This is a genomic window from Streptomyces sp. ITFR-16 (assembly GCF_031844705.1).
In the GTDB taxonomy this organism is placed as follows: domain Bacteria; phylum Actinomycetota; class Actinomycetes; order Streptomycetales; family Streptomycetaceae; genus Streptomyces.
Genome location: NZ_CP134609.1, coordinates 2,738,103 through 2,752,962 on the forward strand (window position 1 = coordinate 2,738,103; position 14,860 = coordinate 2,752,962).

Sequence of the window (14,860 nt, forward strand, 5' to 3'; positions counted from 1 at the left end):
CGGTGGGTGCCGTTACGCCGGGACGGCTCCGCCCGCGCCCGGCACCGGGAAGGCTCCCGTGGCGCGCCGGGTGATCTCGCCGTAGATCTCCGGGTCGGTGGTGTACTCGCCGAGCGCCACGGTCTTGCGGCTGCCGTGGTAGTCGCTGGAGCCGGTCGTCAGCAGCCCCAGCTCGCGGGCGAGTCCACGCAGCCGGGCCCGGGTCGGCTCGTCGTGGTCCATGTGGTCGACCTCGATGCCGTCGAGTCCGGCCGCCGCGAGTCGCGCCATCGACGCCTCAGGGACCACCTCACCGCGCTTGACGGCGGCCGGGTGGGCGAAGACGGTGACGCCGCCCGCGGCCTTGACCAGCCGGATCGCGTCGAAGGGGTCCAGTTCGTGCTTCTCGGCGTACGCGCGTCCGCCGTCGGCCAGCCACTGGGGCGTGAAGGCGTCGGAGACGGTCGGCACGACACCCAGTTCGACCAGGGCGGTGGCGATGTGCGGCCGCCCGACCGAGCCGTCCCCGGCGATCCGCGCGACCTGCTCCCACTCGACCGGCACGCCCAGCTCCCGGAGCTTGCGCACCATGGCCCGGGCGCGGGGCACCCGGTCGTCGCGCACCAGCTCGCGCTCGCGCGCGAACGCGGGCTCGTCCGGGTCGAAGAGGTACGCCAGCATGTGCAGGCCCACGCCGTCGATGCGGCAGGAGAGCTCGGCGCCGGTGATCAGCGTGAGCCCGTCGGGGAGGGCGGCGATCGCCTCGGCGTGCCCGCGGACCGTGTCGTGGTCGGTGAGGGCGACGACGTCGAGGCCTGCCGCCGCCGCGTTCCGTACCAGCTCGGCGGGGGTGTCCGTGCCGTCCGACGCGGTGGAGTGGGTGTGCAGATCGATGCGCACGACACGGACTCCAGTGCTCACGGCCGGTTGGGGGACACCCAAGGATAACCGGCCGGCGCAGGGGGTCCGGTCCGCTCAGGGCCCCGTCAGCAGCCGGGGGGTGAGCGCGCCGCAGGGCACCAGGTCGACCTCTCCCCCGGCGTCCCGCAGATCCGTGAGCACCAGCTCGTCGTACATGAGGAGGCCGGACTGCTCGGGCCAGACGATCGCCCAGAGCCAGAGCCCGCGCGCCTCGCCCGCGAAGACGGCCCGGTCGGCGGGGGCGTCCTTCACATGCCAGAGTGGCGTCGGCCGGCCGGCCGCGAGCACCTTGACCTCGGGCGGCCCGTCCACCCGCAGGTGCGGGCCCGGGTCGGGGCCGTCGATCCCGGCGTAGCGCGCGCCGAGCCCGACGCCCAGCTCCTCCGCGACGAGCAGCAGCTCGCCCATGCCGCCGAGCGGCCCGGGTCCGGAGCAGGCGACGGCGGTGGCCCGGCCCCCGCTGCGGTCGTCGCCGGCGCAGGCCACGCCCGTGAACAGCCAGCCGACCGGCAGCGGCCAGGGCATCCAGACCGGTACCTGGGCCCGGTGCACCACGACGCCGAGCGCCTCGACGCTCGGCGGGACGACCGGCTGGAGCGGATGCACGCTGCCGTGCAGATCGCACTGCCAGGTGTCGGCGAACAGACCGGGCGCCCTGACCCGGCCTCCGCACTTCGGGCAACTGGGTTCGCCCCTCATACCGACCAACGGTCCTCCCCGGCCGTCGCCGCGTCAAGGACGATCACCCTTCCGCAGCGTGGCCGCTGAGCAGGGAGCCTTCCCCAAATCTAGATGTAGCTTGCATCCATTAGGTCCTCTAACTTATTCTGTGCATAACACAACGATCTAGTGGAGAGCGAGAAGCCCATGCAGGGAGAGGACCCGTTCGATCAGGGAACGGTCAGCATCCTGCGCCAGCCGAAGGCCGTCTGGGCCACAGCGGGCGCTTCTGTTGTCGCGTTCATGGGAATCGGCCTGGTGGACCCGATTCTGCCGTCCATCGCCAAGGGCCTGGAGGCGACGCCGAGCCAGGTGTCCCTGCTCTTCACCTCGTACTTCCTGATCACCGCCGTCGCGATGCTCGTCACCGGCTTCGTCTCCAGCCGTATCGGCGGCCGCAAGACCCTGCTGGCCGGCCTCGCCCTCGTGGTGGTCTTCGCCGCGCTCTCCGGCACCTCGTCGTCCGTGGCGGAACTCGTCGGCTTCCGGGCCGGCTGGGGCCTGGGCAACGCGCTCTTCGTCTCGACCGCCCTCGCCGTGATCGTCGGAGCCGCGGCGGGCGGCAGCTCGGCGGCGATCCTGCTGTACGAGTCGGCGCTCGGCCTCGGCATGGCGTGCGGGCCGCTGCTCGGCGCCCTGCTCGGTGACGCCAGCTGGCGCTACCCCTTCTTCGGCACGGCCGCGCTGATGGCGATCGGCTTCGTCTGCATCACCGCGTTCCTCAAGGAGCAGCCCAAGCCGGCCCGCAGGACATCGCTGCTCGATCCGGTCAGGGCGCTCGGGCACGGCGGGCTCGCCTCCGTCGCGGCGTCCGCGTTCTTCTACAACTACGCGTTCTTCACGATCCTGGCCTTCACCCCGTTCGTGCTGAACATGACGCCGTACAAGTCCGGCGCCGTCTTCTTCGCCTGGGGCCTGCTGCTCGCGGTCTTCTCGGTGCTCGTCGCGCCCCGGCTGCAGAAGCGCTTCGGCTCGCTCAAGGTGCTCGGCGCCTCGCTGGTGCTGCTCGCCGCCGACCTGCTGCTCCTCGGATACGGCAGCCACACCGCGGCCATCGTCTGCACCATCGTCTCCGGCGCCTTCATCGGCATGAACAACACCGTCTACACGGAACTGGCACTCGGCGTCTCGGACGCGCCGCGCCCGGTGGCGAGCGCGGGCTACAACTTCGTCCGCTGGTTCGCGGCCGCCGCCGCGCCCTACCTGGCCCCGAAGATCGAGGAGTGGAGCAACATCCACATCCCGTTCGTGGTCGCCGCCGTCGCGGCGGTCGTCGGTGCCGTCGTGGTCCGGGTACGCCGTTCGGCGCTGACGCACGAGGCGGAGGAACTGGAGCCCAAGCACGCCACCGAGGACGGGGTCACCGTCTTCGCCGACTGACCCGGTCAGTCCAGAGCCACCGAATGTCGCAGGGGATCGCGCAGGTCCGTCCCCTGCGACAGCCATCTCTCCTGGAGCTCCTGCGCGCCGTGCACCCGCTTCCAGGCCGCCTCGTTGTGCGTCATCGGCAGCAGCGGCAGGAACCGCACCGGCTCCATCGGCCCGCCCGTCTCCCGGCCGTCACCCCCCGCGGAGCCGCTGCGCGGCGAGGCCTCGTTCAGCTCCAGGTCCTCCACCAGCCCCCCGGGCTCCGCGACGAGCACCGAGCTGAACGGCGCCCCCGGCCACAGCGGCTCCCCCACGTCCAGCGAGGCACCGGGGGCCACGATCACCCCCTCCACCTGGGGCGAGGCCGCCAGCACCGCGAGCTTGCGCAGCACCTGGTCGGTGTCGGCGAGCCCGACCCGTACCGACAGCACCAGTTCGGCGCGCGGGCCCTTCACCGGGTCGGCGAGGGCCGCAGCGGGATCGGCCATCGGCTGGGCGGACATGCCGAGCGTGGCGTACCTCACCACGTCGCCGTCGATGAAACGGAGTACCTCGATCCGGTCCGTCCCGAGAAACGTCACTGCTGCGCGTGCGTCCGGTTCACCCAGGGCCGTCCGCAGACGTGCCTCGACCAGAGCAAGAATTTCTGCCATGCCGTGAGCATAGGACGCGTATGGAACGGGCAAAGTAAGGGATTGGCCCTGTACCGGCTGCTAGCCTGGGGTGCCGGTCGGGACAGCACGCAGAAGCGTCGCTCTCAAGTCCCGACGAAACGTCATCCCCCACGGGGGACCGACCGGAGGAGGTGGGGCTGCGGTGGATCCAAGTCGACCGTGCAGTACCAGCCGCTCTTCCGCTCGACACCTTTCTTCTGTGATCTGACGCCTTCTCGGTCAAGGCCCATGGCATTTCGCACGACGGAAGAGCACTCCTTTTTTGCCTGTCTGTAGCGAACGCCGTCGTCGTGCCTCCGCGGTGCCGCCCGCTTTGCGGACGTGAGCCCACGTCCCCATTCCGGGCTGTGCCACGCCCTCGCCGACGGCCCTCCGTGAAGGAGCCAGCCATGTCGATGATCCGTGACCTGCGCGCCGTGGTGCGCCCGTCCCTGCGCAAGACCAACACCCTGCACAACAGCTACGACGCCACGCGCGACCCGTCCGCCTCCAGCGCGGTCGTCGACTGTGCCGTCTACCAGGAGGGCCGCCGCCTCGCCGAGGTGGACGGCACCTGCCGTACGCCGCACGAGGCGATGCTCCGCGTCCGGGAGAAGGGCGGCTTCGCCTGGATCGGCCTGCACGAGCCGACCGAGGAGGAATTCGCGGGCATCGCCCGGGAGTTCGGCCTGCACCCGCTGGCCGTGGAGGACGCCGTCCACGCCCACCAGCGGCCCAAGCTGGAGCGGTACGACGACACGCTGTTCACGGTCTTCAAGACCATCCACTACGTCGAGCACACCGAACTGACCGCGACCAGCGAGGTCGTCGAGACCGGCGAGGTGATGTGCTTCACCGGCCGGGACTTCGTCATCACCGTGCGGCACGGCGGCCACGGCTCGCTGCGCGCCCTGCGCCACCGGCTCCAGGACGACCCCGAACTGCTCGCCAAGGGCCCCTCGGCGGTCCTGCACTCCATCGCCGACCATGTCGTCGACGGCTACATCGCGGTGGCAGCCGCCGTGCAGGACGACATCGACGAGGTGGAGATCGAGGTCTTCTCCACCCCGGACAAGGGCAGCCCGCGCGGTTCGGACGCGGGCCGGATCTACCAGCTCAAGCGCGAGGTGCTGGAGTTCAAGCGGGCCGTCTCCCCGCTGCTGCGCCCGATGCAGCTGCTCAGCGAGCGGCCGATGCGGCTGATCGACCCGGACATCCAGAAGTACTTCCGGGACGTCGCCGACCACCTGGTCCGGGTGCAGGAAGAGGTCATCGGCTTCGACGAACTGCTCAACTCGATCCTCCAGGCCAATCTGGCGCAGGCGACCGTCGCGCAGAACGAGGACATGCGCAAGATCACCTCCTGGGCGGCGATCGTCGCCGTGCCCACGATGATCTGCGGCGTCTACGGCATGAACTTCAAGCACATGCCGGAGCTGCGCTGGACCTACGGCTACCCGGTCGTGATGGGCTTCATCGGCGTGGTCTGCTTCTCCATCCACCGCATGCTCAAGCGCAACGGCTGGCTCTGACCGCCCCGGTGCGGGCCGGTCTAAGCTCTGCCCCATGACTGCTGCTGACACGCTGCTCGGGCCGGCCCTCGTCGAGGAGGCCACCAAGAAGTCGGGCCTCATCTGGGTGCGCGGCACCGGTCCCGCTCGGGCGCTGTGGCATGTGTGGCACGAGGGGGCGGCGCATCTGGTCGGGGACGGTCCGGGCGAGCAGCCGCTGCCGGCCGGCCTCACCGACGGCTCCACCGCCGAGGTGACCGTCCGCAGCAAGGACAAGGGCGGCCGCCTCGTCGCCTGGCCGGCCTCGGTGGCCGTGCTCGCACCGCACTCCGAGGAGTGGGAGGCCGCCGTCGCCGAGCTGAAGGGCAAGCGGCTCAACGCACCGGACGCGGAGCTGATGCCCGAGCGGTGGGCACGCGAGTGCCGGGTTTTGCGGCTGACGCCCACCGGGTCCCGTACGGACCTGCCGGACACCTCCGGAGCGGCCGCGCCGCTGCCCAGCCCGGCGACCACCCGGCTGCCGGTGCCGGCCGGGCTGCCGCGCCTGCTGAAGCGGTCCCTGCGCCGCTCCCAGGACTCCTAGGACTAGGACGCCGACTTCGGCAGCTGGCGCCCGTAGTCGACCGTGTCGTCGTCGGCGGGGGCCGCCAGCGCGAAGTCCTTGCCCCAGTCGGCGAGCGTGATCACGCCCCCGCCCCCGCCCCGGGCGAAGCGCAGCGGATACGGCTTGCCCTCCAGCGACACGTCCAGCGCGCCGCCCTCGCCCTTGCCGCCGGTGATCCGGACCGTGCGCACCCCCCGGACCGTGTCGCGGTCCCCCTTGCCGACCTCGCCGTGCAGCGAGAGCAGCCCGTCGAGCAGCACCTTCTTGTCCGTGAACCCGCTCATCTGCTTGTAGGTGGGGTCGTCCTCGGGGACCTTCACGTACTTCCCCTCCAGCTTGTCCGCGGCCGCCCCGCCCGCGTCGCCGGAGGTGCCGTGCTCGTCGTGGCTCCAGAAGCCGGCACCGGCCTTGAGGTAGAGCTCCTCGCCGACCCGCAGCAGCTCGAAGGTGCTGTTCTTCGAGGTGACGGACCCCACCCCGCCCCTGTCCTTCAGCCGCATGTCGATCTTGTACGTGCCGCCCTTGCTGACCAGCGTGCCGGCGAGGCGGACCGTGGGGGCGGAGTCCGCAGCCGACCGCGCCTTCTTCTCGATCTCCGGTGCGCTCAGCTTGGCGACGCCGTTGGTCCCCTTGTCCGGATCCTCGCCCGCGCACGCGGTCAGCGCCGCGGTGAGCCCCGCGCAGAGCACGAGGGCGAGGGAGGCGGTCCGGCGGCGGGCCCGGACGGGCGGGACAAAAGAGGTCACAGGCGCACTGCCTCTCATCTGCATGGCGGGGGTGGCAGACGGCAGCGTACCCGTGCGGCCTACGTCTTCCGGCCCAGAGCCGTACGGACGGTCCGCCGGGGCGGCCCGCAGAGGTACGGGCTAGCCTGATCACGTCATAACGGTGCGATAACCGACGGCGCGGGCGGCATCCGCGCGCACGGCGGGAGACGAGGAGGCCCAGGCATGGCACCAGGCACGCCCCGGGTCTTCGTCTCGCACCTGTCCGGTGTGCCCGTCTTCGACCCCAACGGCGACCAGGTGGGCCGCGTCCGGGACCTGGTCGCGATGCTCCGGGTGGGCGGCCGGCCGCCCCGGCTGCTCGGCATGGTGGTCGAGGTGGTGAGCCGGCGCCGGATCTTCCTGCCGATGACCCGGGTGACGGGCGTCGAGTCGGGACAGGTCATCACCACCGGCGTGGTCAACATGCGGCGCTTCGAACAGCGGCCCACCGAACGCCTGGTGCTCGGCGAGTTCCTGGACCGGCGGGTGGAGCTGGTGGAGACCGGCGAGGAGGTCACGGTCCTCGACGTGGCGATCCAGCAGCTGCCCGCCCGGCGCGACTGGGAGATCGACCGCTACTTCGTCCGCAAGGGCCGGGGCGGGGCGCTGCGGCGCAAGGGCGAGACCCTGACGGTCGAGTGGTCGGCGGTCAGCGGCTTCTCGCTGGAGGAGCACGGGCAGGGCGCGGAGTCGCTGGTGGCCACGTTCGAGAAGCTGCGCCCCACCGATGTGGCCAACGCCCTGCACCATCTGACGCCGAAGCGCCGGGCGGAGGTCGCGGCGGCCCTCGACGACGACCGGCTGGCCGACGTCCTGGAGGAGCTGCCCGAGGACGACCAGGTGGAGATCATCGGCAAGCTCCAGGAGGAGCGCGCGGCGGACGTGCTGGAGGCGATGGACCCCGACGACGCGGCCGACCTGCTCTCCGAGCTGCCGGAGGAGGACAAGGAGCGGCTGCTGACGCTGATGCGGCCCGACGACGCGGCGGACGTGCGGCGCCTGATGTCGTACGAGGAGCGGACGGCGGGCGGTCTGATGACCACCGAGCCGATCGTCCTGCGCCCGGACGCCACGGTCGCGGACGCACTCGCCCGGGTCCGCCAGTCGGACCTGTCACCGGCGCTGGCCGCGCAGGTGTACGTGTGCCGGTCGCCGGACGAGACGCCGACGGGCAAGTACCTGGGCACGGTGCACTTCCAGCGGCTGCTGCGCGACCCGCCGTTCACCCTGGTCAGCTCGATCGTGGACAGCGACCTGGTGGCGCTGACCCCGCAGACCCCGCTGTCGGTGGTCACCAGCTATCTGGCCGCGTACAACCTGGTCTCGGTGCCCGTGGTGGACGAGAGCGGCTCGCTGCTGGGCGCGGTGACCGTCGACGACGTCCTGGACCACCTGCTGCCCGACGACTGGCGGGAGACCGATTTCCACGGCCGTGAGGGGGTGCTCCGTGGCCGGTGACGACCGCGCCAGGGCCTCGAACGGCTCGTCGGCGCTGACCCGCCCCCCGCGCGCCCGGCTGGACCAGCCGAAGGCCCCGCGGCGGCGGCTGCTGCCCGAGTACGACCCCGAGGCGTTCGGCCGCTTCTCGGAACGGATCGCGCGCTTCCTGGGCACGGGACGGTTCATCGTCTGGATGACGCTGATCATCATCGTGTGGGTGGTGTGGAACATCTTCGCGCCGGAGAAGTTCCGGTTCGACGAGTACCCGTTCATCTTCCTGACCCTGATGCTCTCGCTCCAGGCCTCGTACGCGGCTCCGCTGATCCTGCTCGCGCAGAACCGGCAGGACGACCGCGACCGGGTCACCCACGAGCAGGACCGCAAGCAGAACGAGCGCTCCATCGCGGACACCGAGTACCTGACCAGGGAGATCGCCGCGCTGCGGATGGGCCTCGGGGAGGTCGCCACCCGGGACTGGATCAGGTCCGAACTGGAGGACCTGGTGAAGGGCCTGGACGACCGGCACGCGCTGCTGTCCGCCGAGAGTGACGAAGACCGCTGACAGGGCTACCCGCGCGTAGCGGGCGGCGCCGTACCATCGTCGGTATGGCTACGGAAGACGCGGTGCTTGAGGCACTGGCGACAGTGAACGACCCGGAGATCCACCGCCCGATCACCGAGCTGGGCATGGTGAAATCGGTCGAGATCGATCCTGACGGTGTAGTCGCTGTCACGGTGTATCTCACCGTCTCCGGCTGCCCGATGCGCGAGACGATCACGAGGAACGTGACCGACGCGGTGGCCCGCGTCGAGGGGGTGTCCCGCGTCGAGGTCACGCTCGACGTCATGAGCGACGAACAGCGCAAGGAGCTGGCGAGCTCGCTGCGCGGCGGTACGGCGGAGCGCGAGGTGCCCTTCGCCAAGCCCGGTTCGCTGACCCGTGTGTACGCGGTCGCCTCCGGCAAGGGCGGCGTCGGCAAGTCCTCGGTGACGGTGAACCTCGCGGCGGCGATGGCGGCCGACGGGCTGAAGGTCGGGGTCGTGGACGCGGACATCTACGGGCACAGCGTGCCCCGGATGCTCGGCGCGGACGGCAAGCCGACCCAGGTCGAGAACATGATCATGCCGCCGTCCGCGCACGGCGTGAAGGTCATCTCCATCGGCATGTTCACCCCGGGCAACGAGCCGGTGGTGTGGCGCGGCCCGATGCTGCACCGCGCGCTCCAGCAGTTCCTGGCCGATGTGTACTGGGGCGACCTGGACGTCCTGCTGCTCGACCTGCCGCCGGGCACCGGTGACATCGCCATCTCCGTGGCCCAGCTGGTGCCGAACGCGGAGATCCTGGTCGTCACGACCCCGCAGCAGGCCGCCGCCGAGGTGGCCGAACGGGCGGGCTCCATCGCCGTCCAGACCCACCAGAAGATCGTGGGCGTCGTCGAGAACATGTCGGGCATGCCGTGCCCGCACTGCGACGAGATGGTCGACGTGTTCGGCTCGGGCGGTGGCGCACGGGTCGCCGAGGGGCTGACCAGGACGATCGGCGCCGAGGTGCCGGTGCTGGGCTCCATCCCGATCGACGTACGGCTGCGGGAGGGCGGCGACGAGGGCAAGCCCGTCGTCCTGTCCGACCCCGACTCCCCCGCCGGCAAGGCGCTGCGCTCCATCGCGGAGAAGCTGGGCGGCCGTCAGCGCGGCCTGTCGGGCATGTCGCTGGGCATCACCCCGCGCAACAAGTTCTGAGAAGAAGGCCGCCTCGCGGGCGGGGCCCGGATCACCCGGCCCCGCGCGCGTCGAGGCGTACGCGGGCTACGCGTACGACGTGATGTCGCCGACCACCGAGAACCCCAGGCCGTAGGCGCTCATGCCCCGGCCGTAGGCGCCGATGTGCACCCCGCCGTGCGCGGACCCGGCCAGCACCCAGCCGAACTCGGACTCGCGGTAGTGGAAGGGCACCGGCACCCCGTCCACCGGCAGGGACAGCGCCGACCACGCGGGGCCGTCCAGGTCGTCGGCCAGCTCGAACGCGGTCTCCGTCTGCTGGTCCAGCCAGTCGTCGCGCAGGGTGTGGTCCATCTGTGCGGGCCAGGTGCAGGCCAGCAGGCCGGAGCCCGCCAGCCAGGCCGCGGAGGAGACCGTCGTGGCGTCCAGGACGCCCGTGCCGTCACCGCTGCGCCGCACCGGGCTGCTGGCCACGGTGACGACGACGGCGAACCGCTGCTTGTCCGAACCCGAGTCGCTGCGCACCAGGGGCTCGTCGCCGTGGCCGATGGAGCCGTGCTGCACCGTGCCGTCCGCGGCGGTGCCCACCTGCATCAGCCAGCGCGGCCCGGTGAAGGCCTCGTCCAGCCCGTACCAGGGGAACGGGGCCCGCAGGTAGCCGTCGACCGTGAGCCGGGCCGCCGGCACCCCTTCTGCCGTGACTGTGTCCGGCGCGTTCTCCGCGCCCACCCGACTCGTCGTTTCCATCGGTCCGGCCGCCTCCTCGATCATCAGCGTCCGGAGCGGCCCGCCCCCCGCGGGCGTCCCTCACAACCGGACAGATGGAGAATAGCCATACCGTCCGGACGAGCCGGGATTGACCGGTCTCAGGTGGCGTCGGCGTCGAAGGGCGGAGGCGTGTCCTTCGTGGGCTGATCGCCCTTCTTGAGCAGGTCGGGGCCGCCTGACGAGCCGTTGGCCGCGGTGATCGCGGCACCGCCCGACACGCCGGTCCTCGTCTCGACGGACGACGTCGAGCGGCCGTTCACCGCGTCGGTGACCTCGGCGACCTCCTTGCGCAGGTCGAAGCTCTCCCGGATCTCCTTCAGCCCCAGATCGTCGTTGCCGTCCATGAGCTGCTTGCGGACGAACGTCTTGGGGTTGAGGTCCTCGAACTCGAAGTCCTTGAACTCCGGGCCGAGCTCCGTACGGATGTCCTCCTTGGCGCTCTCCGAGAACTCACGGATCTTGCGGATGAAGCGCGAGGCATCCTGAATGACCTTGGGCAGCTTGTCCGGGCCGAAGACGAGCACGCCGAGAATCACGAGCGTCACCAGCTCGAGTGGGCCTATGTCATTGAACACCTTGCGGCTCCTCGTGTTCTCCGCGACCAGGTCGGATGAGGTCCGGACTCGGCCCACGGTACCCGGCGCAGCTGTCCGGACGGTAGCGTCCCGGGCCCGTCACGTGCCCGTTGCCGAGCCGAGCGTCACGTTCATGGACAGCTCTTTACCCGCGCGGGTCAGTGTCAGCTCCAGTCGGTCACCGGGCCGGTGCGAGCGGATCTTGACTATCAGCTCCTCGCCGTTGTGCACCCGTTGTCCGTTCACCTCGGTGATGACGTCGCCCGGCCGGATGCCGGCCTTGGCCCCCGGACCGCCCGCCGTCACGGACGACTTGCCGTCGGCGCCCTTCGGCCCGACCTTGGCGCCGTCCCCGGTGTACTTCATGTCGAGTGTGACGCCGATCACCGGGTGGGTGGCCTTGCCGGTGTTGATCAGCTCCTCGGCGACCCGCTTGCCCTGGTTGATCGGGATGGCGAAGCCGAGACCGATGGAGCCGGCCTGGCCGCCCTCGGTGGCCGAGCCGCTGTCGGCGGCGCGGATGGCGCTGTTGATCCCGATCACGTGCGCGTCGGTGTCCACCAGCGGGCCGCCGGAGTTGCCCGGGTTGATGGGGGCGTCGGTCTGGAGCGCGTCGACGTAACTGACGTCGCTGCCGTCACCCTTCTCGCCGCCCGCGGTGATCGGCCGGTCCTTGGCGCTGATGATCCCGGAGGTGACGGTGTTCGACAGGTCGAACGGGGCGCCGATGGCCACCACCGGATCACCGACCTGCACATTGTCGGAGTTGCCCAGGGGCAGCGGCTTCAGCCCGGAGACGCCGCTGACCTTGACCACGGCCAGGTCGTAGCCGCTGTCCTTGCCGACCACCTCGGCGTCGGCGGTCTCGCCGCCGCTGAAGGTCACGGTGATCTCGCCGGAGGCGCCGGCCGGGGCGACCACGTGGTTGTTGGTGAGGATGTGGCCCCGGTTGTCGAGGACGAAGCCGGTGCCGGTGCCGGACTCGGTGGTGCCGCTGACATGCAGGGTCACCACGCTGGGCAGGGCACTGGCGGCTATCCCGGCCACGCTGTCCGGGGCGCGGCCGCCGCCGTCCCGCTTGTCCTGGGGCAGTTCGACCTGGGTGAGGCCGCCGTTGCGCTCGATGTAGGCGCCTATCCCGCCGCCGATGCCGCCCGCGACCAGGGCCAGGAGGAGCGCCCCGATCAGGACCGGGCCGCGCCTCCTGCGCCGGGCGCCCTCCGGACCGAGCGGCGGGCCGGGGTTGGTGACGAGGGGCTGCCGGGGCGCGCCCCAGGGGTCGTACTGGAGCCACTGGGGCGACGGGGCGTGCGGCTGGGGCTGCGGCGGCGCGTGCTGCGGCTGCTGGGCGTGGTGGGGCTGCTGGGGCTGCTGCGGGGCCGCCGGGGGCGGGTAGGCAGGGGCCTGGGCCGCCACGGGTGCCTGTACGGCCGCGGGGGCCGGGGCCAGCGTCATGCCCGCGCCGTTGGTCCCGGCGCCGCTCGCGCCCGAGCCGTTCGGCCCCGCGTAGGGCGGCGGTACGGGGGTGCCGTGCGCCGGGGTCGGGCGCTGGACGGGCGGGGCGGGGGCCCAGGGGCCGGGGCCGCCGTAGGGCGGGGTGCTGTACTGGTCGGGCTCGTGCAGGGGCTTCGCGGCCTGCTGCGCCGGGACCTGGATCTCCGAGGTCACGGGCTCCTGGGGCCGCGCGTCGGGGGCGTCACCCGCATCCTGAGGCGCACCCGCGTCGGGGGCGTCGCCGAGGGCCGGGGTATCGCTCACGTCCGGCGTGTCGCTCGCGTCCGGCACCGCGTCCTCGACGGGCGACGGCTCCTGGGGCGCGGTGCTCGTGCTGCGCCCCGGTGTGGGCCGGCTCCACCACTTCGCCTTCGGCTCGGTGGGCTTCCCGTCGTCCATGTTCTCCCCGCAACTGCCGCAACCGGCCTCCGCACGCCCCAGCGGGGGCGTCCCTCCCGAAATCCTGCCGGAATTCAACCAGGTTTGCGCAGGACCCGCGCGGCCCGTACGGCGACCGGGCTCAGCGACGGGGCGAGAGCGGCAGTCCGTGATCGGCGGAGGCCGGCTTCGCGGCGGCCGATGTGGGCGTCCAGGAGGACGTCGCGGAGGGGGCCGGGGACACCGGGGCGAGTCCGCTGCCCAGGCCCTGGGCGAGCAGGGAGCCGGATCCGCCGGGGCGTATCAGCGAAGGCGCGGACACGTTGGCCCGCACGGGCAGCCCGAAGGGGTTCCCCGTGACCCGGCCGGAGCCGCCGCCGAGCAGCGAGGGGGCCGAGGAGAACGCCAGCGGTGCGGCGTTCACGACGAGGGGGGCCTGGCGCTCACCGGCGGACGAGCGCGTGCCCTGGCCGCCGCCGCCCCGGCGGCTGACCGCCGTGCCGTTCCCGGCGCGGGCCTGGGCGTCGATGGGGGTCACGGTGTTGCCCGAGCCGGCGGCCCGGGAAGGGAGGCCGGAGCCGGCGTTCGTCGGCAGGGCGCCGCCGAGCGCGATGGCCGCCAGCGAGACGGCGCTGGCCGCGGCGAAGGCGAACCTGCGGCCCCGCCAGGGCGAGCGGTCGTTCTCGCGGCCGGACTCATGGATCCGGAAGACGGAGCCGGCCGGACCGCCCGGGAGCGCGGTCGGACCGTGCAGCGCGGGGAGATAGCCGAAGTCGAGGGGGCCGCCGTCACGGGCCTGGTCCGAGGCACCGCCCGGGGGCTGCATCACGGGGAAGACTCCGTCACCGAAGCGCCCGGAGCCGCCCAGTGGTCTTCCCTGCCGGTCGTCGTCACCGCCCGGTCCGCCGGGAAGGCCCTGGAGGCGGGCCAGGAACCCCTCGGAGGGGGAGGGAGGGGCCGACTGTGCGAAGACGCTCTTCAGGCGCCGCTGGGCGGCGGCCTCGGCCTTGCACTTGGTACAGGTCGCGAGGTGGGCGAGCACCCGGTCGCGGGCGTCGTGTTTCAGCTCGCCGTCGACAAGCGCGGCGAGCCGGTCCCCCAGGTGTTGTTCCGCGGAGGTCGGATCCGTACCGCTCACGCCGAGCCGCCCTCCCCCGCCACGAGGGCACCCGCCAGCGAGCGCTGCTCGGCGCGGGCCTCGGGCGAACGGTGCTGGAGCGCCTTGCGCAGGTGCGAGCGGCCGCGGTGGATACGGCTGCGTACGGTGCCGAGCTTCACGCCGAGCGTCGCGGCGATCTCCTCGTACGAAAGTCCTTCGATGTCACAGAGCACGACGGCGGCCCGGAACTCGGGCGCGAGGGTGTCCAGCGCCTGCTGGACGTCCGCGTCGAAGTGGGTGTCGTTGAAGACCTGCTGCGGCGACGGCTCACGGCTGGGCAGCCGCTCGGCGGCGTCGTCCCCGAGGGAGTCGAAGCGGATGCGCTGCTTGCGGCGGACCATGTCCAGGAACAGATTGGTCGTGATGCGGTGCAGCCAGCCCTCGAAGGTGCCGGGCGTGTAGGTCGACAGCGAACGGAACACCCGAACGAAGACCTCCTGCGTGAGGTCCTCGGCGTCGTGCTGGTTACCCGTCAGTCGGTAGGCAAGGCGGTAGACACGACCGCTGTGCGTGCTGACGATCTCTTCCCATGTGGGCGGCGTCCACGCCTGGGATTCCGCATCGGAGGCGAAGGTCGCGGTCGGTGCGGAGTCGTTGGAAGAACGGTCAGCAATGTTGGTCACGGATTTCGGCTCACCCGCCGACCTGAGAAAGCGCCGCAGCACTCCTCCCCGATCCACAGGCGCAGCCGCACCTCCCCTGTCGGCTCTGGTGGTGTCCAGTGGAGCCCCTACCATAGCCACCTCGCCCGTTAGCTCCGGATAAGCCTTTTTTCCAGCTGGGGCCGGGGATCGCCCCGGGAAC

Annotated in this window: 15 protein-coding genes; 6 read left to right on the forward strand and 9 right to left on the reverse strand. The window is 71.7% G+C overall.

The features are described from left to right. Window positions 1–12: 12 nt before the first annotated feature. Both RLT58_RS12010 and RLT58_RS12015 read right to left on the reverse strand, forming a co-directional pair. Window positions 13–879, reverse strand: coding sequence for a PHP domain-containing protein (locus RLT58_RS12010; protein WP_311310385.1), 867 nt, complete (start codon window positions 877–879; stop codon window positions 13–15). A gap of 75 nt (window positions 880–954) precedes the next feature. Next, window positions 955–1,599 carry a DUF6758 family protein gene (locus RLT58_RS12015; protein ID WP_311310386.1) on the reverse strand — a complete coding sequence of 215 codons (645 nt, stop codon included), beginning with the start codon at window positions 1,597–1,599 and terminating at the stop codon, window positions 955–957. Window positions 1,600–1,767: 168 nt separating this feature from the next. Between RLT58_RS12015 and RLT58_RS12020 the strand changes: the two genes are divergently transcribed. Next, complete coding sequence (locus tag RLT58_RS12020) at window positions 1,768–3,000, forward strand: MFS transporter (RefSeq protein ID WP_311310387.1); 1,233 nt, start codon at window positions 1,768–1,770, stop codon at window positions 2,998–3,000. Window positions 3,001–3,005: 5 nt separating this feature from the next. On the opposite strand, the gene RLT58_RS12025 is transcribed toward RLT58_RS12020, so the two are convergent. After that, window positions 3,006–3,641, reverse strand: a complete 636-nt coding sequence (locus tag RLT58_RS12025; protein WP_311310388.1) for a suppressor of fused domain protein — start codon at window positions 3,639–3,641, stop codon at window positions 3,006–3,008. A gap of 410 nt (window positions 3,642–4,051) precedes the next feature. Between RLT58_RS12025 and RLT58_RS12030 the strand changes: the two genes are divergently transcribed. Next, a complete protein-coding gene (locus tag RLT58_RS12030; RefSeq protein WP_311310389.1) occupies window positions 4,052–5,173 on the forward strand; it encodes a magnesium and cobalt transport protein CorA in 1,122 nt (373 codons plus the stop codon). Window positions 5,174–5,207: 34 nt separating this feature from the next. Then, window positions 5,208–5,735 carry a hypothetical protein gene (locus RLT58_RS12035; RefSeq protein WP_311310390.1) on the forward strand — a complete coding sequence of 176 codons (528 nt, stop codon included), beginning with the start codon at window positions 5,208–5,210 and terminating at the stop codon, window positions 5,733–5,735. 2 nt (window positions 5,736–5,737) lie between these two features. Here the strand turns inward: RLT58_RS12035 and RLT58_RS12040 are convergent, their stop codons facing one another. Further along, on the reverse strand, window positions 5,738–6,502 hold the full coding sequence (locus RLT58_RS12040; protein WP_311310391.1) for a hypothetical protein: 765 nt from the start codon (window positions 6,500–6,502) through the stop codon (window positions 5,738–5,740). Between the two features lie 204 nt (window positions 6,503–6,706). Here RLT58_RS12040 and RLT58_RS12045 point away from each other — a divergent pair, with 204 nt between their 5' ends. From RLT58_RS12045 to RLT58_RS12055, 3 genes are read left to right on the forward strand one after another with little or no spacing between them, the layout of a single operon-like run. Beyond that, complete coding sequence (locus RLT58_RS12045) at window positions 6,707–7,981, forward strand: magnesium transporter MgtE N-terminal domain-containing protein (protein WP_311310392.1); 1,275 nt, start codon at window positions 6,707–6,709, stop codon at window positions 7,979–7,981. Beyond that, a complete protein-coding gene (locus tag RLT58_RS12050; RefSeq protein ID WP_311310393.1) occupies window positions 7,971–8,525 on the forward strand; it encodes a DUF1003 domain-containing protein in 555 nt (184 codons plus the stop codon). The genes RLT58_RS12045 and RLT58_RS12050 overlap by 11 nt, the downstream gene beginning before the upstream one ends. Before the next feature lie 44 nt (window positions 8,526–8,569). Beyond that, the gene (locus RLT58_RS12055; RefSeq protein WP_311310394.1) at window positions 8,570–9,703 is read left to right on the forward strand and encodes an Mrp/NBP35 family ATP-binding protein; all 1,134 of its coding nucleotides are present in this window, start codon (window positions 8,570–8,572) and stop codon (window positions 9,701–9,703) included. Window positions 9,704–9,769: 66 nt separating this feature from the next. Here the strand turns inward: RLT58_RS12055 and RLT58_RS12060 are convergent, their stop codons facing one another. From RLT58_RS12060 to sigE, 5 genes are all read right to left on the reverse strand, one after another. Then, window positions 9,770–10,429: a hypothetical protein gene (locus RLT58_RS12060; RefSeq protein WP_311310395.1), complete on the reverse strand. Its 660-nt coding sequence runs from the start codon at window positions 10,427–10,429 to the stop codon at window positions 9,770–9,772. A gap of 119 nt (window positions 10,430–10,548) precedes the next feature. Next, on the reverse strand, window positions 10,549–11,025 hold the full coding sequence (locus tag RLT58_RS12065; protein ID WP_311310396.1) for a sec-independent translocase: 477 nt from the start codon (window positions 11,023–11,025) through the stop codon (window positions 10,549–10,551). A gap of 99 nt (window positions 11,026–11,124) precedes the next feature. Beyond that, on the reverse strand, window positions 11,125–12,918 hold the full coding sequence (locus RLT58_RS12070; RefSeq protein ID WP_311310397.1) for a S1C family serine protease: 1,794 nt from the start codon (window positions 12,916–12,918) through the stop codon (window positions 11,125–11,127). Between the two features lie 121 nt (window positions 12,919–13,039). Beyond that, window positions 13,040–14,035, reverse strand: coding sequence for an anti-sigma factor family protein (locus RLT58_RS12075; RefSeq protein ID WP_311310398.1), 996 nt, complete (start codon window positions 14,033–14,035; stop codon window positions 13,040–13,042). Next, entirely contained in the window at window positions 14,032–14,793 is a 762-nt protein-coding gene (gene sigE / locus RLT58_RS12080; RefSeq protein ID WP_311310399.1) for an RNA polymerase sigma factor SigE, read from the reverse strand. The genes RLT58_RS12075 and sigE overlap by 4 nt, the downstream gene beginning before the upstream one ends. Between the last annotated feature and the right edge of the window lie 67 nt (window positions 14,794–14,860).